General features: G+C 70.5%; 17 protein-coding genes and 2 pseudogenes. 9 read left to right on the top strand and 10 right to left on the bottom strand.

Annotation, left to right across the window (positions count from 1 at the left end; translation table 11 throughout):
• Positions 1 to 38: 38 nt before the first annotated feature.
• A pseudogene (locus tag BGO46_RS12375) lies at positions 39 to 1,524 on the bottom strand (lipase maturation factor family protein).
• A gap of 70 nt (positions 1,525 to 1,594) precedes the next feature.
• Here BGO46_RS12375 and BGO46_RS12370 point away from each other — a divergent pair.
• Positions 1,595 to 2,266, top strand: coding sequence for a GntR family transcriptional regulator (locus BGO46_RS12370; RefSeq protein WP_292676725.1), 672 nt, complete (start codon positions 1,595 to 1,597; stop codon positions 2,264 to 2,266).
• On the top strand, positions 2,263 to 3,549 hold the full coding sequence (locus tag BGO46_RS12365) for an MFS transporter (protein ID WP_292676727.1): 1,287 nt from the start codon (positions 2,263 to 2,265) through the stop codon (positions 3,547 to 3,549). Before BGO46_RS12370 ends, BGO46_RS12365 begins: the two co-directional genes overlap by 4 nt.
• Positions 3,550 to 3,573: 24 nt before the next feature.
• Here the strand turns inward: BGO46_RS12365 and BGO46_RS12360 are convergent, their stop codons facing one another.
• A complete protein-coding gene (locus BGO46_RS12360; RefSeq protein ID WP_292676729.1) occupies positions 3,574 to 4,725 on the bottom strand; it encodes an ROK family transcriptional regulator in 1,152 nt (383 codons plus the stop codon).
• 157 nt (positions 4,726 to 4,882) lie between these two features.
• On the opposite strand from BGO46_RS12360, the gene BGO46_RS12355 reads away from it, so the two are divergent.
• The 4 genes from BGO46_RS12355 (at position 4,883) to BGO46_RS12340 (ending at position 9,807) form a co-directional block, all read left to right on the top strand.
• Positions 4,883 to 6,187, top strand: a complete 1,305-nt coding sequence (locus tag BGO46_RS12355) for an extracellular solute-binding protein (RefSeq protein ID WP_292676731.1) — start codon at positions 4,883 to 4,885, stop codon at positions 6,185 to 6,187.
• A 61-nt stretch (positions 6,188 to 6,248) separates the two neighbouring features.
• Positions 6,249 to 7,181 carry a sugar ABC transporter permease gene (locus BGO46_RS12350; protein ID WP_292676733.1) on the top strand — a complete coding sequence of 311 codons (933 nt, stop codon included), beginning with the start codon at positions 6,249 to 6,251 and terminating at the stop codon, positions 7,179 to 7,181.
• Positions 7,178 to 8,095: a carbohydrate ABC transporter permease gene (locus BGO46_RS12345; protein ID WP_292676735.1), complete on the top strand. Its 918-nt coding sequence runs from the start codon at positions 7,178 to 7,180 to the stop codon at positions 8,093 to 8,095. The genes BGO46_RS12350 and BGO46_RS12345 overlap by 4 nt, the downstream gene beginning before the upstream one ends.
• Positions 8,092 to 9,807 carry an alpha-glucosidase gene (locus BGO46_RS12340; RefSeq protein WP_292676736.1) on the top strand — a complete coding sequence of 572 codons (1,716 nt, stop codon included), beginning with the start codon at positions 8,092 to 8,094 and terminating at the stop codon, positions 9,805 to 9,807. Before BGO46_RS12345 ends, BGO46_RS12340 begins: the two co-directional genes overlap by 4 nt.
• A 161-nt stretch (positions 9,808 to 9,968) precedes the next feature.
• Here the strand turns inward: BGO46_RS12340 and BGO46_RS12335 are convergent.
• Positions 9,969 to 10,274 (bottom strand): annotated as a pseudogene (locus BGO46_RS12335) (lipase maturation factor family protein); the annotation flags it as partial.
• A gap of 53 nt (positions 10,275 to 10,327) precedes the next feature.
• The gene (locus BGO46_RS12330) at positions 10,328 to 11,875 is read right to left on the bottom strand and encodes a methyltransferase domain-containing protein (protein ID WP_292676738.1); all 1,548 of its coding nucleotides are present in this window, start codon (positions 11,873 to 11,875) and stop codon (positions 10,328 to 10,330) included.
• 66 nt (positions 11,876 to 11,941) lie between these two features.
• Here BGO46_RS12330 and BGO46_RS12325 point away from each other — a divergent pair, with 66 nt between their 5' ends.
• A complete protein-coding gene (locus tag BGO46_RS12325; RefSeq protein ID WP_292676740.1) occupies positions 11,942 to 12,490 on the top strand; it encodes an XRE family transcriptional regulator in 549 nt (182 codons plus the stop codon).
• Positions 12,491 to 12,605: 115 nt separating this feature from the next.
• On the opposite strand, the gene pgi is transcribed toward BGO46_RS12325, so the two are convergent.
• From pgi to BGO46_RS12305, 4 genes are all read right to left on the bottom strand, one after another.
• Positions 12,606 to 14,282, bottom strand: a complete 1,677-nt coding sequence (gene pgi, locus BGO46_RS12320) for a glucose-6-phosphate isomerase (RefSeq protein ID WP_298045193.1) — start codon at positions 14,280 to 14,282, stop codon at positions 12,606 to 12,608.
• 262 nt (positions 14,283 to 14,544) lie between these two features.
• Positions 14,545 to 15,417: a hypothetical protein gene (locus BGO46_RS12315; protein WP_292676743.1), complete on the bottom strand. Its 873-nt coding sequence runs from the start codon at positions 15,415 to 15,417 to the stop codon at positions 14,545 to 14,547.
• On the bottom strand, positions 15,414 to 16,103 hold the full coding sequence (locus BGO46_RS12310) for a response regulator transcription factor (RefSeq protein WP_292676745.1): 690 nt from the start codon (positions 16,101 to 16,103) through the stop codon (positions 15,414 to 15,416). The genes BGO46_RS12315 and BGO46_RS12310 overlap by 4 nt, the downstream gene beginning before the upstream one ends.
• The gene (locus BGO46_RS12305) at positions 16,091 to 17,401 is read right to left on the bottom strand and encodes a histidine kinase (RefSeq protein WP_292676747.1); all 1,311 of its coding nucleotides are present in this window, start codon (positions 17,399 to 17,401) and stop codon (positions 16,091 to 16,093) included. Before BGO46_RS12305 ends, BGO46_RS12310 begins: the two co-directional genes overlap by 13 nt.
• Positions 17,402 to 17,497: 96 nt before the next feature.
• Here BGO46_RS12305 and BGO46_RS12300 point away from each other — a divergent pair, with 96 nt between their 5' ends.
• Complete coding sequence (locus BGO46_RS12300; protein WP_292676749.1) at positions 17,498 to 18,310, top strand: Cof-type HAD-IIB family hydrolase; 813 nt, start codon at positions 17,498 to 17,500, stop codon at positions 18,308 to 18,310.
• A 22-nt stretch (positions 18,311 to 18,332) separates the two neighbouring features.
• Positions 18,333 to 19,163: an aldo/keto reductase gene (locus BGO46_RS12295; RefSeq protein ID WP_292676751.1), complete on the top strand. Its 831-nt coding sequence runs from the start codon at positions 18,333 to 18,335 to the stop codon at positions 19,161 to 19,163.
• 3 nt (positions 19,164 to 19,166) lie between these two features.
• On the opposite strand, the gene BGO46_RS12290 is transcribed toward BGO46_RS12295, so the two are convergent.
• Together BGO46_RS12290 and BGO46_RS12285 are read right to left on the bottom strand one after the other, a co-directional pair.
• Positions 19,167 to 19,796: a VOC family protein gene (locus BGO46_RS12290; RefSeq protein WP_292676753.1), complete on the bottom strand. Its 630-nt coding sequence runs from the start codon at positions 19,794 to 19,796 to the stop codon at positions 19,167 to 19,169.
• A gap of 4 nt (positions 19,797 to 19,800) precedes the next feature.
• On the bottom strand, positions 19,801 to 20,463 hold the full coding sequence (locus tag BGO46_RS12285; RefSeq protein ID WP_292676755.1) for a VOC family protein: 663 nt from the start codon (positions 20,461 to 20,463) through the stop codon (positions 19,801 to 19,803).
• Positions 20,464 to 20,511: the final 48 nt, after the last annotated feature.

The following is a 20,511-nucleotide window of genomic DNA, read 5'->3' as shown; positions in this document are numbered from 1 at the left end:
ACGCCCCGGGCTCGCTTCTCAACGACCGGTGGGCTCGCTCAACGATCGGGGTCGCGGTCGCCCCCGAAGCCGAGGGTCTGGACGAGCACGTGTCGGCGGTCGCGGAACCACACGGCGCCCGAGACCCGGTGCTCGGCCCTCGTCGTGAAGCGGTAGCGGTACGAGACGACCCGCACCCACCGCGGCCGCTCGCCGCCGAACGGATCGCGGTGCAGCATCCGCAACGTCGCGGCATCCGCTTCGAGGAGGCGCACGAGGAACGCGGTGAACCAGTCCTCGAGCGACCGCCCGAGCGGCAGGAACCACATCAGCCAGTCGAGCCGCAGGTGATACGGCGCGAACTGCCGCGGGATGCGGCGGACGTCGCCCGGCTTGCCCTTGAACGCGTACTCGCACCACGCGGCGGTGTCGGGATCGGCATCCGTCGTGCCCTCGACGACGTACTCGATGCGCTCCTTCGTGACGGTGCCGAACGCACCGTAGGCGTTCGCGAGCTGCCACCGGTTGAAGCTCGCGTTCATGAGCTGACGGCGCGAGAAGAGGTTCCGCGCGGCGGGCACGCTGAGCGCGACGTACCCGAGCGCCACGACACCGGTGACGACGACCCAGTACGGCGGAATGCCGCCGAGCGGCGCGGCATCCGGCATCCGCTCACCGGACCCTGGCACCGACAAGGCCGAGAACGCCAGCACGATCGTCGCCCAGTTCAGCCACGCGAAGTTCCCGGTCAGCACGAGCCACAGCTGCGTCGCGATGACGACCGCCGCCGCGACGTTTCCGATGACGGCGGGCCAGGGCCCGGGGATCCACAACCCCAGGATCGGCGCGAACAGGAACCACGGCACGATCAGCTGCGCGAAATGGTTGCCCAGGACTTCGCCGCGGTGAAACCACGCCGGCAGGAGGTGCGCTTGGCGGCTGAGAGGGCTGGGCATCGGCTGGGTCTCGTGGTGGTACATGAGCGCCGTCAAGTCGCGCCACTCCCGCCCGCCGCGGATCTTGATCATGCCGGCACCGAACTCCAGCCGGAACACGAGCCACCAGAAGAGCACGATGACCGTCGTCGGCGGCGGCTGGTCGTCCGAGCCCAGGAAGGCGGCGAGGAACCCGGCCTCGAGCAGCAGCATCTCCCACCCGAACCCGTAGAACGTCTGCCCGATCGAGGTGATGGACATGTACCCGGCCCACAGCGCGAGGAAGGCGATCATCGGCACCCACGGCGGCCCCAGCTGGGGGATGCCGACGATCAGCAGCGCTGCGACGCCGATGCCGCTGCAGCACATCACGACCAGCCGCCGATCCGTGTACCGCACTCGGCGGAACAGCGTCGGCCGCAGGAGCTTCGCGCGCGGGAGAGGACGCGGCCCAGGCGAGCAGGTCGCGTGCCGGCTGCAGGCCGTTATCGCCGAGCAGTCGCCGGAACTGGGCGAGGCTCGACGCGAACGCGATCAGGAACAGCGCGGCGGTGCCCCGCTGGAGCACCTGCCGCGCGAGCTCGAAGTCGACCGCCGCGAGGCCGTCCATGCTGCGAGGCTACGCCCGCGGAGCGCCTCGCCGTTCGCGATCTCACTCGCATGCGACTAGTATCTATGTTGTGCAACAGCTTGACGAGACCAGTGCCGCGCCTCCCGAGGCGACGTCGGCCGCCGAGATCGCGTATGCCGACGTGAAGACCCGGATCCTCGACGGCGACCTCGTCGGCGGCGAGATGGTGAGCGAGGGCGCGGTCGCCGATGCCCTCGGCATGAGCCGCACGCCGGTGCGCGAAGCCTTTCTGCGGTTGCAGGCCGAGGGCTGGATGCGGCTGTATCCCAAGCGCGGGGCCCTCGTCGTCGAGGTCCGGCCGCATGAGCTGGAGGACGTCGTCGATGCCCGCGTCCTGATCGAGACCGATTCGGTGCGACGCCTGACGCGCGACGCGCAGCGTGCCGCACAGGTCGCCGCGGCGCTCGCCCAGGTCATCGAGCGGCAGCGTGCCGCCTACGTCGCGGGCGACCTCGTCGGGCTGGCCGACGCCGACACCGCCTTCCACGCGACGATCGTCGACGCGGGCGGCAACGCCCTGCTGTCGAAGTTCTTCGCCACGCTGCGTGACAGGCAGCGGCGCATGGTGGCCAGGTCGCTGTGGCGACGCGACGACCGCACGGAGCAGGTGCTGCACGACCACGAGATGCTCGCTCGGCTCGTCGCCGAGAGCGAACCCGATGCGTTCGAGATGGCGCTCGCCCGCCACATCCGCAACACCCACCGGGAGCTGCTGCCGTGAGCGCCACCGCGACGATCCGCACGGGCGCTGCGCGCACCGGAATGCCGCGGACCGGCGGGCACCCGACGCCGGCCGCGCCGGCCGGCCGCATGCGCATCGCGCCGTGGTTCAGTGTGAGCGCGGCCCTGTTCGCGGTGGCGTGGGGAGGCAACGAGTTCACGCCGCTGCTCGTGATGTACCGTCAGCTCGACCAGATGAGCGCGCTCACGGTGAACGTCCTGCTCGGGGCCTACGTCCTCGGCATCGTCCCCGCTCTGCTGGTGGGCGGCCCGCTCTCCGACCGGTACGGGCGTCGCCCGCTGTTCCTGCCGGCACCGCTGATCGCGGTCGCCGGAAGCGGACTGCTGGCGGTGGGCGCGGCATCGGCCCCCCTGCTGTTCGCCGGCCGCGTGCTGTCGGGCATCGCGCTGGGTCTCGTCATGGCGGTCGGCACGAGCTGGGTCAAAGAGCTCTCCGAGGCCCCGTTCGACGCCGCGCCCGTCGAGGGGCGCGGGGCGTCGCGTGCTGCACTCGCCCTCACGATCGGGTTCGCGCTGGGCGCCGGCGTCGCAGCCGCGCTCGCGCAGTTCGGGCCCGCGCGCGCCGTGGCGCCGTACGTCGTGCACATCGTCATCACGCTCGCCGCGTTCGCCGTGCTGGTGCGCGCCCCCGAGAGCAGGACGCGCTCCGCGGTGAGCCGCCCGCTCCGGATGGACCTGCGGATCCCGACAGCGATGCACCGCCGCTTCCTGCTCGTCGTCGCCCCGATGGCGCCGTGGGTGTTCGGCACCGCGGCGAGCGCCTACGCGATTCTGCCCGGCCTCATGATGTCGCAGGCGCCGGGCTTCGAGATCGGGGTCTCGGGGCTCCTGTGCGTCGTCGCACTCGGCTGCGGCGTGGCGGTGCAGCGCTTCGCCGCCCGGATCGACACGCCGCGCTCGGCCCGTGGGATCGGGGTGGCGCTGACGGTGACCGTTCCGGCGATGCTGCTCGCCGCCGTCGCGGTCGGGCTGAACTCGCTGCCGTGGGCCTTCGTCGCCGCTGCGGTGCTCGGGACGGCGTACGGCATGCTGCTGGTCGGGGGACTCCGCGAGATCCAGCGCATCGCCGGCCCCGACGACCTCGCGGGACTGACCGCCGTGTACTACTCGCTGACCTACGTCGGCTTCTTCATCCCTGCGATCCTCGCCGCGCTGGGCACTTGGCTCAGCTACTCGACGATGTTCCTGGCCGGTGCGGTGATCGCGCTCCTCAGTGTGGGGGTCGTCGCGCTGAGCTGGCGGCGTCATCTGCCGTCGGCCTGAGGAGCCCGCGGCCGACGGCAGTGGCTACGCGGTCTTGGTCGCGGCGTCTCCGCGCACGAACGCCTGAATCGCCAGGACCGCCGCCCCTCGCGACCACTCGACGTTGTCTCCGGCGGCGAAGTCGATCGGCGGGGTGTGCGCCCGGGCGTCTCGGTGCGCGCGGAGCGAGGCGAGCATCGGCTCCGCTCCCCAGCGCGCGATGCCGACGCCCTCGCCGGCGATCACGATCCGTTCCGGCAGCGCCAGGTTGCAGACGGCGGCGAGCAGGATGCCGAGGCCGCGCGCGGCATCGCCGAGGATGCGGGTCGCAGCGGGGTCGCCGGCTTCGGCCAGCGCCAGGACCTCCTCGTAGCCGACCGGCCTGCCGTGCGCCTCGCCGGCGTACCGGGTGATCGCATCGGCGTCCAGCAGCGCGGCCGCGCATCCGCGGTGTCCCAGGGCGCACAGGGGCCCCGAGGGATCCATCGGCCAGTGGCCGACCAGGCCGATCCCGTAGTCCTCGTTCACGATGGGGTGCCCGTCGACCACCAGTCCGAAGCCGGTCGCGATCCCCAGGGTCACCACCGCGAATCTGTCGTCGGCGCTGGCGAAGCCGAACCAGTCCTCGTACTCGCACAGTGCGACCACATCGTTCTCGACGAGAGCGGGCACGCCGGTCGCCGTCTCGACCAGCTCGGCCAGAGGCACATCCTCCCAGCCGAGGAAGCGCGCATGCCGGACGATGCGGCGGTGGGCGGTGCGCGCGCCGATGCCGATGCCGATGCCGGCGATCGGATGCTCCTCGCCGAGTGCGTCGTGGAGCGCCACGATGCGATCGAGCACGGCATCCGGGCTGCGGTCGTCGAACCCGATCGTGCGCGTCGACACGACGTCGCCGCGCAGGTCGGTGATCGCGCCGACGACCTCGGATTCGCGGACCTTCAGGCCGAGGAAGTAGTGGGAGGCCGCGTCGACGTCCAGCAGTCGCGAGGGCCTGCCCACCTTTCCGTCGCTGTGCTCGCCGACGTCGTGGATGATCCCGCGGTCCAGCAGCGGCGCGCACAGCCGTGACAGCGACGCGTGCGACAGTCCGAGTCGGCGCGCGATGTCCGCGCGCGAGATCGGACCGCGACGAAGGACCTCGATCGCGACCGGCAGTGCCGCCCCGGCTCCGGGACTCCACGTCTGTGTGCTCACATCGTCCAGTATGGGGCACGCTGATATGTCCGGATCGGACATTACTCATGGCCGCGAGTGTCCCGACTGTGCGGCGTTGACACCCGAATATGTTTGCTGTAAACATATTCCTGTCCGAGGAAGGACCGGACGCACCAAGGACCATAGGAGGTCACACGTGTTCACCAATCGCAAGCTCCGTGCGGTCGTCGCCGCCACGGGATTGCTCGCCGCAGCATCGCTGGCACTGAGCGGCTGCTCGTCAGGCGGGGAGGCCGCCGCCGGGGACGGCAAGACGCTCAAGGTCTGGTGGTGGGAGAACGACGACTCGGCGCTGTCGGTCGCCTGGAACAAGGCCATCGACATCTTCAAGGAGAAGCACCCCGACGTCACCGTCGAGTTCGAGCTCAAGACCTACGAGCAGATGCAGCAGTCGGGACAGCTGCTGCTCGACACCGACGACGCCCCCGACGTGCTCGAGTACCTCAAGGGCAACGCGACCGCGGGACTCGTGTCGCAGGCGGGTCTGCTCACCGATCTCACCGACGTCGCGAAGGAGCGCGGCTGGGATCTGTCGGACTCCGCGCAGGACGTGGGGCTGTACGAGAACGGCCTGATGGGCTCGGGGGAGCGCTACGGCATCACCAACTACGGCGAGTTCGTCGGAACCTGGTACAACAAGACCCTCTTCGACAAGTACGGCCTCTCGGTGCCGACCACCCTGGACGAGTTCGAGGACGTCATGCAGACGTTCGTCGACAACGGCATCACGCCGCTCTCGCTCGGCTCGGCCGACTACCCCGGCCCGCACCTGCTCTACGCGCTCGCCCTGGCGAACATGGACGAGAAGTCGCTGGGCGCCTACCAGCGCTTCGACGGCGACGTCGACTGGGATGCCTGGGAGACGGCGGCCGAGACGGTCGCCGACTGGGTGGCCAAGGGCTACATCAGCAAGGACTCGACCGGCATCCCGGCGCAGGACTCCGGCAACGCGTTCGAGGCGGGCACCTACCCGATCTTCTACTCCGGCTCGTGGTGGGGCGGAAACTTCGCCGACGACATCACCGACTTCGAGTTCGACCAGTTCCTGTTCCCGGGCAACGACCTGCACCCCGGGTCGGGCGGCAACCTGTGGGTCGTCCCCGCGAAGGCGAAGAACAAGGACCTCGCGTACGACTTCCTCGAGATCACGATGAGCCCCGAGATCCAGAACCTCCTCGGTGAGGAGGGCCAGGTGCCCGTGGCCGCCGATGCCGACGCGATCACCTCGCCGATCGGTCAGCTGCTGAGCGCTCGCTTCGCCGACCTGCAGAGCTCCGAGGACGGCGGCCTGGCCTGGTACCCGGACTGGCCGGTGCCGGGGCTGAACGACATCCTCATCCAGAACAACACCGAGCTCGTGCAGGGCACCAAGACGCCGGAACAGGTCGTCGACGGCATCCGCACCGCGTACGAGCAGGGACGCGCTGACGCGGGTCAGTGACCCTCGTGTGCACGGCGGCGGGACCCGCCGCCGTGCACACCCCGATCGAAAGCCAGACGACATGACCGTCACCGCACCCTCCGCACGCCGCCGCTCCGCACTGGAGCCGGCCGGCGGCTACTGGGGCTACCTCATCCCCGGCGCGCTCGGCTTCGCGGCCGTCGTGCTCATCCCCTTCGGGATGAACGTCTACCTGAGCCTCACGAAGTACCGCGGTGTCGGCACGCCGCAGTTCATCGGACTCGACAACTACGTCCGGCTGTTCGCGGACCCGACCTTCTGGACGTCGTTCCTCAACAGCATCGCGTTCATCTTCGCGATGGCGATCGTGCCGACCGCCTTCGGCGTGCTCGTGGCCGCCGTGCTGTTCGACTACATCGCGCCGCGCTTCGGGGCGCGCTCCTCCAGCATCCTGCGTGCCCTGTTCTACCTGCCGCAGATCCTGCCGATCGCCGTCGCCGGCGTGCTGTGGAAGTGGATGTACCAGCCCGAGTACGGCATCATCAACACGATGCTGGAGGCCGTCGGCCTGGGCGATCTCGCCCAGAACTGGCTGGGCGATCCGAACTTCGCCATCTACGCCGTCATGAACGTGCTCATCTGGCTGCAGATCGGCTACACCGTCGTCATCTTCATGGCAGGCCTCTCGAGGGTCGATCCCGCCCTGTACGAGGCCGCCGAACTCGACGGAGCGGGCTGGTTCACGCGCTTCCGCGTCATCACGCTCAACCAGCTGCGTCCCGAGATCGCGGTCGTGGTGATCACGACCAGCGTCGCGGCGCTGAAGGTGTTCGCGCCGATCTTCGTGCTGACCAAGGGAGGCCCGGGGACGAGCACCATCGTCCCGGCGTACTTCTCCTACTACAACTTCTTCACGACGACCCAGGTCGGGTACGGCGCCGCCGTGGCGACGGTGCTGGCACTGGTGGTCACCGTCGTGGCCGTGGGCCTGCTGCTGTTCCAGACCCGCAACACCGAGGGATTCGAGAAATGACCGTCACCGCGCCCACCGGGGCCGCACCCGAACTGATCGACCCGAAGGCCGCCCGCAAGGCCCGCGCCCGCGTCGACAGGACCCGCCACCGTCGCCGCGGCGTCAGCGGCTGGGTCGTGCTGATCGTGGTCGCCGCCATCGCGATCCTGATGATCTTCCCGTTCTGGCTCGCGCTGATCAACGCCTTCAAGCCGGCCCCGGAGTACATCGCGAACGGGCCCATCAGCGTGCCCACCTCGCTGGACTTCAGCGCCCTGATCAAGTTCTGGACGGGGATCGACTTCAACCAGAAGCTGGTCAACTCGGTCATCATCAGCGGCAGCGTGGCCCTCATCGCCGCCGCGATCAGCCTGCTCAGCGCGTTCGCGATCGGCATCGGCAAGATCAAGGGGCGGGTCTGGGTGCTGGCCGTCTTCATGCTGGCGTTCACCATCCCGCAGGAGGCGCTGGTCTACCCGCTGTACATCCTGACGCGCAACCTCGGGCTCTACGACACGAAGCTCGGAGTGATCATCATCCTGTCGGTGCTGCAGAGCGCGTTCGGCACCTACATGCTCGCCTCGGTGCTGGGGTCGTTCCCCACCGAGGTGCTCGAGGCCGCGCGGATCGACGGCGCCAGCCGACGTCAGGTGCTGTGGCACATCGTCTTCCCTCTCACCCGGCCGACACTCGGGGTGCTCGTGACGTTCTTCTTCATCTGGACCTGGAACGACTTCTTCCTGCCCCTGGTGTTGCTGCCCAGCTCCGCGAACCAGACGGTCTCGGTCGCGCTCGGTGCCCTGAGCGGGCAGTACACCAGCGACCCGACCGCCCTCGCGGCGGCATCCCTGGCCGGCATCCTGCCCGCCCTCGTGTTCTTCCTCATCTTCCAGCGCACCCTCATGCGCGGAGTCAACCTCGGAGCGATCAAGTGACCCTCTCCCAGCCCCTCGGCTCATCCGTTCAGACCGCACCGGAGTGGTGGCGCTCGGCCGTCGTCTACCAGATCTACCCGCGCAGCTTCGTCGACGGGAACGGCGACGGGATCGGCGACCTGCGAGGCATCCGGTCCCGGCTCGACCACCTCCAGCGGCTCGGGGTGGATGTGATCTGGCTCTCGCCGATCTACCGGTCGCCGCAGGCCGACAACGGCTACGACATCAGCGATTACCAGGACATCGACCCGCTGTTCGGCACGATGGACGAGTTCCGCGAGCTGCTGGCCGACGTCCACGCCCGCGGCATGAAGCTCGTCATGGATCTCGTCGTCAACCACACCTCGGATGAGCACCCCTGGTTCGTCGAGTCGCGCTCGTCGACGGACAGCCCCCGGCGCGACTGGTACTGGTGGCGCCCCGCACGCGACGGCTTCGCAGCCGGCGAGAAGGGAGCGGAGCCGACCAACTGGGAGTCGTTCTTCTCCGGATCGACCTGGCAGCTGGACGAACGGACCGGCGAGTACTACCTGCACCTGTTCGACCGCAAGCAGCCCGACCTCAACTGGGAGAACCCCGAGGTCCGGCAGGCCGTCTACGCCATGATGCGGTGGTGGCTGGAGCTCGGCGTCGACGGCTTCCGGATGGACGTCATCAATCTGATCTCGAAGGACGTCGCGCTGCCCGACGGCGTCGCCGACCCGGTCACCGGACTCGGCGACGGCTTCGCACACTACGCCCATGGGCCGCGGCTGCACGAGTTCCTGCAGGAGATGCACCGCGAGGTGTTCGAGGGTCGCGGCGATCTCATCACGGTGGGCGAGATGCCCGGGGTCACCACCGACGAGGCGCTGCTGCTGACCGACCCGGCCCGCGACGAGCTCGACATGGTGTTCCAGTTCGAGCACGTCGGCCTCGACCATGGCGCGGACAAGTTCCATCCCGTCCCGATCGCCCCCGGCCGTCTCGCGGAGTCGCTGACCCGGTGGCAGGATGCGCTGGGCGCCAAGGGCTGGAACAGTCTGTACCTGTCCAACCACGACCAGCCCCGTGCCGTCTCGCGGTTCGGCGACGACGCCGCGCATTGGCGCGCGTCGGCGACGGCGCTGGCCACGATGCTGCACCTGCTGCGCGGCACCCCGTACATCTACCAGGGCGAGGAGATCGGCATGACCAACATGCCGTTCGCCGGCATCGACGACCTGCGTGACGTCGAGTCGATCAACCACTACGCCAAGGCCACCGAGCTCGGCCAGGTCGCGGCCGAGGTACTCGACGGCATCCGGCACAGCGGTCGCGACAACGCGCGCACGCCCGTGCAGTGGGACGCCTCGGCGGAGGCCGGCTTCACCACGGGGACGCCGTGGATCGCGGTCAATCCGAACCACGCGTGGCTCAACGCCGCCGCGCAGTACGACGACCCCGATTCGGTCTTCGCGTACTATCGGCGTCTGATCGCGCTGCGCCATGCGCGCCCCGTCGTCGCGCTCGGGTCGTTCCGACGGCTGGAGCTGGGGGGCGTGGGGGTGTTCGCCTACGAGCGCGAGCACGAGGGCGATCGGCTGCTCGTGCTCGCGAACCTGTCCGGCACGCCGTCGACGATCGAGCTGCCGGAGGAGTGGGCGGATGCCGAGCAGGTGCTCGACAACCTCGGCGCCGCGTCGGATGCCGCCGTGCTGCGCCCCTGGGAGGCACGCGTCCTCGCGCGCTGAGCGGCGGCGCGGGCGCCCTGCCGCGTCGGTGCTCGCGCGTCCGGCATCCCGCGCGCGTGCGGCGCCCTCTCGTGCTGCGAACGACCGGCCGGGTCCGTGGAGCGGCCCGGCCGGTCGGCGTCGTGCGTTCGGGATCGGCGGCGCGACGCTCAGTTGTACAGCGGGCCGAGCTGAGGGATGCCGGCGACGAGCAGCGCCGCGACGACGATCCCGGCGACGCACAGCGCGACGAGCCGCCGGTCGGTGTAGCGGATCCGGCGGAACAGCGTCGGGCGCAGCAGCTTCGCGCGCGACGGGTTCGCGGCCGCCCACGCGAGCGGCTCCGGCGCCGGCAGCAGTCCGCGCTCGCCGAGAAGGGGCCGGAACTGGTTCAGGCTCGAGACGAACGCGACGAGGAACAGAGCGGCGATGCCCCGCTGCAGCACCTGCCGCGCGAACTCGAAGTCGACCGCTGCGAAGCCGTCCATGCGGTCACCCTACGCCGCGGCATCCGTCGGGAAAACGGTGGCAGCGGCCGGGGTCAGCCCAACCGGCGCAGCAGCAGGACGCCGTCGTCGAGGTGCGCGGGATTGCCGTCGAGGTCGCGCGCCTCGCGTCGTCGCAGCTCGGCCCGCTCGACGGACCATTCCTCGGGGTCGAGGTCGAGCAACGCGAGCTCCTCGGCGGGCGTCCGCATCGGCGGCAGGTGCGCGGGCAGCTCCCGCGCCCACGGCGGGGGCGCGGCATGCGAGACAGCGAGGAGGCGTCCGCCGGGCGCGACCCGCGCGAGGGCATCTCGCAGGATCGCGATGCGGGGGAAGTCCGACTCCCACGAGTGCAGGAAGCTCGAGACCACGAGGTCGAACGCGCCCGCCGGCAGATCCCCGACGGCGTCGGCGGTGCGGAAGTCGATCTCGAGACCGCGCTCGGCGGCTGCGCCGGCGGCCCGGGCGATCGCCGAGGCGGACACATCCACCGCGGTGACGGTCCAGCCGTGTTCGGCGAGCCACACGGCGTCCGCCCCCTCTCCACAGCCGATCTCGAGCGCCGTACCCGGGGGAAGCGTCTCGACGACGGCGGCGGTCGTGGCGTTGACCTGGCCCGACCAGACGCGGTCGCTGTCGGCGTACCGCTCCTCCCAGTGCGCGTTGCGGGCGGCGCGGCGTTGGGCGACCGCGTGCGCGGCATCCTCGGCGACCAGCCCCGCGCTCGCGCCGGCGCCGGCCATCGACCCCGATCCCATCGACAGCGGAACGTTTCCGTAAGGCGCCACCAGGTTGCCGGCCGCCCATACGCGCGGGTGACTCGTCGCGCCGGTCGCGTCGACCGCGAGAGGTGACCCGGGTCCATCCGTGCGGGCGAGGTCGAGTCCGCCGGCGAAGTCCAGGGCGATGCGCGGCGTCGGTGCGGTGAACAGTGCGTCGACCGCGTGCCGGCCGCCGTCCGCTGTGACGACCGCGACGAGCGCGTCGTCCGCGACGTCGACGGAGGCGATGGGGGTGGCGACGATGCGGATGCCCCGCGCAGTCAGTCGCGCGCGGACCTCGTCGGGCAGCGGCTCGGCGGCCGACGTGAAGGCCGTCAAGTCGTCGCTCCACTGCCGGACGATCTCGATCTGGTGGATGCTCGCGGGGGATGTCGCCAGCACGCCGAGGCGTCGCCCGGCGACCTCGAAGCCGTGACAGTACGGGCAGTGCAGCACGTCGCGGCCCCAGCGATCCGCGAGGCCCGGGACATCGGGGAGCTCGTCGGCGACGCCGGCGGCCAGCACCACTGCGCGCGCGAGGTCGATCGTGCCGTCGGCCCGGGTGAGGCGCAGGTGATCGCCCAGGTCGTCGATGACGGTCACCGTCCCGCTCTCGATCGCGACACCGTACGCGGATGCCTCGGTGCGGCCGCGCGCGAGGAGCTCGGCAGGATCGACGCCCTCGTGGCCGAGGACGCCGTGCATGTGCGCGGCGAACCTGTTGCGGGGCGCGCCCGCGTCGATCACGAGCGTGCGGCGCCGCGCGCGCCCCAGCATCTGCGCGGCGCTCAGGCCCGCGACTGCTCCGCCGATCACGACGGCGTCCCATGTGCGGTCAGTCATGCCGACAGCATCGCCTGACCGGTCGTCGTATTGCAAACGTACTTGCGGAAATGGCAACATGTCGCCATGACGGACACGCAGCGTGTGGGGCCGCGGCTGCGTGCCGCGCGGCAGGCGAAGGGATGGACGCTCGACGATCTCGCGAGCCGCGCCGGCATCTCGGCGAGCACGCTGTCGCGGCTCGAGGCCGGCAAGCGCCAGGCGAGCCTGGAGCTGCTCGTCCCGCTGACGCGGATGCTCGGCATCCGCATCGACGACCTCGTCGCCCCGCCCGCGGATCCGCGCGTCCGCCGCGCCCCGACGCGGCGGCACGGCCACGTCGTCGCGCCGCTGACGCGCGAGGACTCGCCCGTGCAGACCTACAAGGTGACCTATCCGGCTGTCGACGAGGCGCCGGCACCGCGCGTGCACGACGGCTTCGAGTGGTTCTACGTGCTGAGCGGGCGCGTGCGGCTCGTGCTCGGTGAGAGCGAGCTCGTGCTCGAGACCGGCGAGGCAGCCGAGTTCGACACGCGCACGCCGCACTCGATCAGCGCGACGGGGCCGGGGCCCGCCGAGATCGTCAGCATCTTCAACCCCGACGGCGAGCGGCTGCACACCCGCAGCGCCGGCTGACGCGAACGGCAGGGCCGTCGGCGATCATCGAGAAACCACGCCGGTCGAGGGCGGATGCCGCGGCGCGAGCCGCGGACCTACGCGCGGTGCGGATGCCGCGGCGCGGCCCGCGGCCCTACGCGCGGTGGGCGCGGTAGTAGTCCAGCAGCGCGCGGGTCGAGGCGTCCTGCGCGTCGTAGGCGGCGGCGTCGCCCTCGACCGCGGGTGCGATCTGCAGCGCGAGCTGCTTGCCGAGCTCGACACCCCACTGGTCGAACGAGTTGATGCCCCAGATCACGCCCTGCGTGAACGTGAGGTGCTCGTACAGCGCGATGAGCTCGCCGAGCACCTTCGGGGTCAGCGCCGGAGCGAAGATCGACGTCGTGGGGCGGTTTCCGGGGAAGGTCCGCGCCGCGACGAGCGCGCCGGTCGTGCCTTCGGCCTCGACCTCTTCGGCCGTCTTGCCGAACGCGAGCGCCTTGGTCTGCGCGAGGAAGTTCGCCAGGAACAGCCCGTGCACATCGCGACCGTCTTCTGCCAGCGGGTAGGCCGGGTTCACGAACGCGATGAAGTCGGCCGGGATCAGCCGCGTGCCCTGGTGGATCAGCTGGTAGAAGGCGTGCTGTCCGTTGGTGCCGGGCTCACCCCAGAAGACCTCGCCGGTCTCGGTCGTGACGGGCGACCCGTCCCAGCGCACCGACTTGCCGTTGGACTCCATCGTGAGCTGCTGCAGGTAGGCCGCGAAGCGCGACAGCTGCTGCGCGTACGGCAGCACGGCGTGCGACTGCGCGCCGAGGAAGTTCGAGTACCAGACGTTGAGCAGACCCATGAGCACCGGCACGTTCTGCGCGAGCGGTGTGGATGCCACGTGCTCGTCGACCGCGTGGAAACCGGCGAGCAGGTCGCGGAAGGCCTCCGGGCCGAACTCGATCGCGAGCGACAGGCCGATCGCCGAGTCGACCGAGTAGCGGCCGCCGACCCAGTCCCAGAACCCGAACGCGTTGGTGGGGTCGATGCCGAAGGCGGCGACCTTGTCGAGGGCAGTCGACACGGCGACGAAGTGGTGCGCCACGGCATCCGTCTTCTGCGCTTCGGAAGAGTCGATCGCGCCGGATGCCTGCAGACCCGCCCACAGCCAGTCGCGCGCGAGGCGTGCGTTGGTGAGGGTCTCGAGGGTCGTGAACGTCTTGGATGCCACGATGAACAGCGTCGTGGCGGGGTCGAGGTCTTTGGTCTTGTGCGCGAGGTCGAACGGGTCGATGTTCGAGACGAAGCGCGCCTCGATGTCGCCGCCGAAGGGCTCGAGCGCCGCCGAGATCATCGCGGGGCCGAGGTCGGATCCGCCGATGCCGATGTTGACGATGTGGGTGACCTTCTCGCCGGTCACGCCGCGCCAGTCGCCGCTGCGCACGCGATCGGCGAAAGCGCCCATCGCGTCGAGCACGCCCTGCACGTCGGCGTCGACGTCCTGCCCGTCGACGACGAGCGCGGGGCTCGCGCCCGCGGGGCGGCGCAGCGCGGTGTGTAGGACGGCGCGGTCTTCCGTCGTGTTGATGTGGTCACCGCGCAGCATCGCGGCATAGTGCTCGGCGACGCCCGTCTGCTCGGCCAGGCGCACGAGAGCTGCGACGATCTCGTCGTCGATGAGGTTCTTCGACAGGTCGACGTGCAGGTCGGCCAGCTCGAAGCTGAACCGCTGCACACGCTCGGGGTCGTCGCGGAACCAGGCGCGCAGGTCGGGGACCAGCGCAGACTTCAGGGCGGTCAGTTCGCCCCAGGCGGGAGTGGTGGTGGCATCGATCGGGGTGGTCACGCACCCACGCTAGCGCGCGAGCGGTTTCGGCGACATGTCCACAGCCTCGCAAAACGACCAGGTGGAGTGTGACAGAAGGGCCGGTCGGCGTATCGCCGACCGGCCCTGTCATCCCGTTGCACCAGAGAAATCGCAGATGAGGAGATCTGCTGCGCGGTTCCTGACCGGGGGAGTCAGGCTTTCGCGTTGAGACGACTGTATAACGAAGCGGTAACGGGATCCGGGTGTTTCGCGGAGTCCATAACCGCCGCATAGGAATCGATCAGGAACCCACTCTCGCGAACCCCGCCGACACCGAGACATCCACCCGGTGATCCGAGGTGGAGTCCCCGCGCAGCAGGTTCTCGAACTCGCCCGCCGAGACGTTGCTCGTGACGACGTACGGCTCGTCCGGCAGGGTCAGTTCCACCCGGCCCGCGCTGACGTCGATCGTCACATCGTCGGGTGCGGCGCCGGCGATCTCGCCGGTGATCGCGCCGGCGCTGAGCCGCAGGTCGGCATCCGTGACGCCATCGAGATCGAACACGAACCGGCCCGCTGAGACGTCGGCCTGCAACGTGTCGGCGCTGCCGCCGACCTCGATCGATCCGGCGCTCAGATTCACGTCGAGGGCTCCGTAGCGACCGTCCGCACGCACGATACCGGCGCTGAGGGACAGATCGGCGTCGAGTGCGACGTTCTCCAGCGTCGCCGGCAATGTGAGCACAGCGATGTCGCCGTTGTCGAACAGGCGCCATCCGCCCCACCAGCCACGGTCGGTGTGGACGCTCAGGCTGTCGCCGTCGCGGTCCAGCCGCCAGTCGGCGGGGTTGCCCTTCACGTCGAGGCTGACGGTGTCACCCTCGAACACGATCGTGAGCTCGGCGGCGGCCACGTCGATGTCGAGGTCGCGGATGCCCGTGGCATCCGCCGTCATCGTCAACGTCTCGGTGTGCTGCGACGCGGCGCGCACGGCCGAGAAGACGCCGCTGAAGACGGCCCCGACGACGAGGACCGAGCCGAAGGCGATCGCGAGGATCGCGACGACGCGGGCCGAGGAGCGGGGGCCCGCCGGTGGCTGCGGGGGCTGTGGGGCGTACGGGTATCCCTCGCCGGGCGCGGGAGGCAGCGGCGGGGGAGTCAAAGTGGTGCTCACGAGTGTGCTCCGTTCTGGGGTGCGCCGTCGGCGGGGTTCTGGCCGTGTTCGAGGTGGACGAGCACGGCGAGCACGCGGCGGTTGCCGCTCTCGTCCTGCTCGAGGTCGAGCTTCTGGAAGAGCGACGTGATGTGCTTCTCGACGCTGGCTTCGGTGACGAAGAGGGCCTGCGCGATCGCCTGGTTGCTCTTGCCTTCGGCGATGAGCGCGAGGACGGTGCGCTCACGGTCGGTGAGCCGCTCCATGCGGGTGTCGCGGGCGCGGCGCGTCAGCAGCTGGGCGACGACCTCGGGGTCGAGTACGGTCGCTCCGGCCCCGATGCGCTCGACGGCGTCGAGGAAGTCGCGGATGTCGGCGACCCGGTCTTTCAGCAGGTAGCCGAGGGCGGCCGAGTGACCCGTGATGAGATCGCTCGCGTAGCGCTCTTCGACGTACTGGCTGAGCACGAGGACGGGAAGGGCCGGATGCGTCGCCCGCAGGGCGAGGGCGGCGCGGATGCCTTCGTCGGTGAACGTCGGGGGCAGCCGCACGTCGAGGATGCACAGCTCGGGGTCGGTCCGGGCGACCGTGTCGGCGAGCTCGGTGGCGTCGACGAGGGCCGCGACGACGGTGTGTCCGGCGTCTTCGAGCAGGCGGACGAGCCCTTCGCGCAGCAGTGCGGAGTCTTCGCAGATCAGGATGCGCACGGGATGCTCACCTCCAGAGCGGTCGGGCCGCCGGCGGGGCTGTCGAGGCGGCTCGTGCCGCCCGCCGCCGTGATGCGGTTGGTGATGCCGTCGAGGCCGCCACCGGGAAGGATGCGCGCCCCGCCGATGCCGTTGTCTTCGACGCGGGCCCAGAGGGTCGGGCGTCCGCCGACGGACTCGTCTTCGCGCAGGCGCACCGTCACGCGGGTCTCACTGGCCCGCGAGTGCTTCGCGGCGTTGGTGAGAGACTCAGCGATCGCGAAGTACGCGGCGGCCTCGGCCGTGCGGCTGCACCGGCCCGCCGAGGCATCCGGCAACCGCACATCGAGTTGCACGGGCACGTGCGACCGGGCGGCCAGCGCGCTCAGCGCGGCATCCAGCCCCCGATCGTCGAGGACCGACGCATGGATGCCCCGAGCGAGCTGGCGCAGCTCGGTGATCGCGGCCTTCGTGGAGGTGTGCGCCTCGTCGATGAGCGCCTTCGCGGCGGTGGGATCGCTGTCGATCTTCTGCTGGGCCAGGCCCAGGGTCATGCCGACCGAGACGAGGCGCGGCTGTACGCCGTCGTGCAGGTCGCGTTCGATGCGCGTGCGCTCGACCTCGCCGGCGCGGACGGCGCTGGCCCGCTGTGTGCCGGCCGTGCGGGCCTGCTCGAGAAGAACCGACTCGCGGCTGGGCACGAGGATTGCACGGGTCAGCATGGCGTGCAGCAGGACGATGCCGACCAGCAGCGCGATCGAGACGACGATGCCGAGGATGCCGACGAGGATCGCCCAGTCACTGGATACGAAGATGCCGGTCGTGGGAATGCGGACGGTGTCGCCGCCGAGCAGCGGCGCGAAGGGGAGGACGAGACTCGAAACAAGGGTGCCGACGAGTGACAGCGTGACGAGCCCCAGGATCGTCGCGATCGACGCCGAGGCGATGCCGCGCCACATCGGGCCGTCGATGAACTGCTGCCACAGAGTGCGCAGCCATCCACCGAATCCGGGGCGGCCGCTGCGCCGCAGCCGCAGGGCGGGCAGACCGTACGCGTAGAGGCCCTCGACCCGCTCGTACTCGAGCCAGGCGGTCGCCCACATGAGGTACACGAACGCGATCAGGAAGAGGGCGCCGATGCCGATCACGAGCAGCAGGCTCACGCCCAGGCTGAGGAAGGTCACCAGGACGCCGAAGATGGCCGAACCGATGACGCCGACGGCGGCGAGCTGGGCGAGCGCGCCGAGATGTCGGGCGAAGCGGACGGCGCCGGAGGCACGCGCCGGGGCGGGGCTGTCAGGCAGGACTGCTGTGGTCATGGCTTCTACGGTAGGTGCGGGGTGCGGGCCGGCGCAGGGGAGCCAGCCCGACAATCCCGATTCGGGATATCCCCCGGTCGGCGCGAGGATGGAGGGGTGACAGCCCCCGACATCCGCCTGATCGCCGTCGACATGGACGGGACCCTGCTGCTGCCGGACGGCACCGTCCCCGACTCGCTCTGGCCGCTGCTGCAGCGCCTGCGCGAGCGCGGCATCGCCTTCGCACCCGCGAGCGGCCGGCAGCTCGCGACCTTGCAGGCGACGTTCGCGGGCGTCGACGACGAGCTCGACTACATCGCCGAGAACGGCGCGTACGTCGTGCGGGGCGACGTCGAGGTGAGTTCGGATGCCCTGGAGCCAGCCTTCGCGGCATCCGTCGTCTCGCGTCTGCGCGACTTCGTCGCGGCGGGCTCGCTGCGGGCGGGCATCGTCGTGTGCGGCAAGACGTCGGCTTACATCGAGACCGACGACGCCGAGTTCGTCGCCGAGGTCGACAAGTACTACGCCAAGTTGCAGCGGGTGCCCGACCTGCTCGCGGTCGACGATCAGATCCTCAAGCTCGCGATCTACGACTTCGACGGCGGCGAGGCGCACACCGCCCCCGCGTTCGCCGATGTGCGTGCCACCCACCAGGTCGTCGTGTCGGGCCAGCACTGGGTCGACATCATGAACGCGACCGTCAACAAAGGCGTCGCCCTGCGCAATCTGCAGGCGGCGCTCGGGGTCACCCGCGCGCAGACGGCCGCCTTCGGCGACTACCTCAACGACATCGAGCTGCTGCAGGCGGCGGACTGGTCGTACGCGATGGCCGAGGCCCACCCCGACGTGGTCGCCGTCGCGCGCCACCGCGCGCCCTCCCACGCCGACGCCGGCGTGATCTCGGTGATCAAAGGCCTGCTCGACGACTGAGTAGGAGGCGTAGCGTGGAGGCATGGTCATGATTCCCACGGTCACCCTCAACGACGGCACCGCCTTCCCCGAGCTCGGGTTCGGCACTTTCAAGCTCCGCGGCGAAGACGGCACCGCCGCGATCGTCTCGGCGATCGAGAACGGCTACCGACTGCTCGACTCGGCGGTCAACTACCAGAACGAGCCCGAAGTGGGCGAGGCGGTGCGCCGCAGCGGCATCCGCGATCAGCTCATCGTCACGACAAAGGTCCCCGGCCGTGAGCACGGCTACGACGAGACGATGCAGAGCGCACACGCGTCGCTCGAACGGCTCGGCCTCGACCGCATCGACCTGTACCTCATCCACTGGCCGAACCCCAGCGTGAACCGCTACGTCGACACGTTCCAGGCGATGATCGACCTGCAGAAGGACGGCAAAGTCGGGTCGGTCGGCGTCTCGAACTTCACCGAGGCGATGCTCACCCGCCTCATCGACGAGACGGGCGTCACCCCCGCCGTCAACCAGGTCGAGCTGCACCCGTACTTCCCGCAGGGCGACCTGCGCGCGTTCCACACCCAGCACGGCATCCGCACCGAGAGCTGGAGCCCCCTGGGCCGCCGCGGTGAGCTGCTCGCCGAGCCGGTCATCGAGCAGGTGGCAGCCGCCCACGGAGTGACCCCGACGCAGGCCGTTCTGCGCTGGCACACGCAGCTGGGCTCGACGCCGATCCCGAAGTCGGCCGACTCGGGACGTCAGGTCGAGAACGCCGACATCTTCGGGTTCACACTGACGGATGCCGAGGTCAGCGCGATCTCGGGCCTCGAGCGTGGCCGCCTGTGGGACGGCGACCCCGACACCCACGAGGAGATGTGACGCTCAGCTCGTGAGGTCGGGCCAGATCGCGATGTCGACGCCGTGATTCTCGGGTGACGCGAGCGTCCACCACAGCCCGGGACGCTCATCGACGAGGCGGCCGCCGGCCGCGACGGCACGCTCCACGATCGCCGCGCCGACCTCGGCCGGAACCGACACGTCGATGTGGGTGCGCCCGCGACCGGGGCGGTCGATGTCGTTGAAGGCGAGCTGCGGCCCGCGCCCGTTCGGGTCGACGGCGTCGGAATCCCACAGGTCGTCATAGCCGAGCGCCGCGCTCCAGAACGGGCGCACATCGGTGCCGGGCGTGCGGGCGACGTTGATGTTGATGACCTTGAGCGCCGACGGGTCGGACGTGAGCCCCAGCGCCGCCGCGGCGGCCGAGACACGCTGCGCGATCTCGACGTCGACCTCGTCGAGCGCGAACTCGGGCGCCGAGGTGCGCACGACGACGCTGCGCGGGCGCAGGTCGATGTCGGGCGCGCGGTCGAGATCGGCGACGGCATCGGCGATCGCGGCGACGAACGCGCCGCCTTGGGTGAGCGAGTCGGTGCGCCAGTGGGCGTGCGCGCCCGTGAACAGCACGCGCCACGCGCCGACGCCGCTGTGCGCGTGGAAGTCCCGCGCGGTCATCGATTCACTCATCGGGACCTCCCGCGACATCGCCCCAGGCGGCGATGTCGATGCCGTGATTGTCGGGTGAGGCGAGCGTCCACCAGTCCGGCGGGCTCGAGCGCTCGGCGAGGCGCCCGCCGGCGCCCAGCATCGCCTCGACGCGCGCCGTCGCGAGCGCGTTCGGCACCGCGACGTCGAGGTGGGTGCGCCCGCGGCCCGGTTCGGCGATCTCGTCGTGCCACAGCCGGGGCCAGCGCCGCAGCGGATCGGCGAGGACGTCCCCGACCTCTTCATACCCGAGCACCGCGAGCCAGAACGCGCTCGTGTCGACGCCCGCCTCGGCGACGCCGATCTGCACGGCGTGCAGGCGCTCGGGGTCGGGGTGCAGGCCCAGTTCGGCCGCCGCCGCCGAGACGCGGCGCGCGACCTCGGCATCCGTCGTCGTCAAGCGTCCGCGGCGGTCGGCCGCGGTGACCACTGCGACCACGTCGGGGCGCAGGTCGATGTCGGGTTCGCGGCCGAGCGGGGCCGTCACCTCGATGATGCGGCCCACGAGCGCCGCCCCCACGGCGAACGAACCCGTCGGAAAGATCGTCTGGGCACCGCCGTACAGCACGTGCCAGCCTTCGGTGCCCGGCTGCGCGTGGAACGCGTAGGCGGTCAGTGCGGATGCCTCATCAGCCATGCCGCGAATGTAACCCGGGGGCCCGACACCGGCCATACCCCCGCTGGG

This window comes from Microbacterium sp. 70-16 (genome assembly GCF_001898315.1).
GTDB lineage: Bacteria > Actinomycetota > Actinomycetes > Actinomycetales > Microbacteriaceae > Microbacterium.
Note: the sequence above shows the minus strand (reverse complement) of the source record. Positions and strands in the feature narration are given on the sequence as shown.

Excerpts from the sequence above, each read along its gene's own strand:
- BGO46_RS12350 (WP_292676733.1), top strand. The coding sequence starts at position 6,249 with ATGACCGTCACCGCACCCTCCGCACGCCGCCGCTCCGCACTGGAGCCG.
- BGO46_RS12295 (WP_292676751.1), top strand. The coding sequence starts at position 18,333 with ATGGTCATGATTCCCACGGTCACCCTCAACGACGGCACCGCCTTCCCC.
- BGO46_RS12285 (WP_292676755.1), bottom strand. The coding sequence starts at position 20,463 with ATGGCTGATGAGGCATCCGCACTGACCGCCTACGCGTTCCACGCGCAG.
- BGO46_RS12345 (WP_292676735.1), top strand. The coding sequence starts at position 7,178 with ATGACCGTCACCGCGCCCACCGGGGCCGCACCCGAACTGATCGACCCG.
- BGO46_RS12290 (WP_292676753.1), bottom strand. The coding sequence starts at position 19,796 with ATGACCGCGCGGGACTTCCACGCGCACAGCGGCGTCGGCGCGTGGCGC.
- BGO46_RS12330 (WP_292676738.1), bottom strand. The coding sequence starts at position 11,875 with ATGACTGACCGCACATGGGACGCCGTCGTGATCGGCGGAGCAGTCGCG.
- BGO46_RS12325 (WP_292676740.1), top strand. The coding sequence starts at position 11,942 with ATGACGGACACGCAGCGTGTGGGGCCGCGGCTGCGTGCCGCGCGGCAG.
- BGO46_RS12305 (WP_292676747.1), bottom strand. The coding sequence starts at position 17,401 with ATGACCACAGCAGTCCTGCCTGACAGCCCCGCCCCGGCGCGTGCCTCC.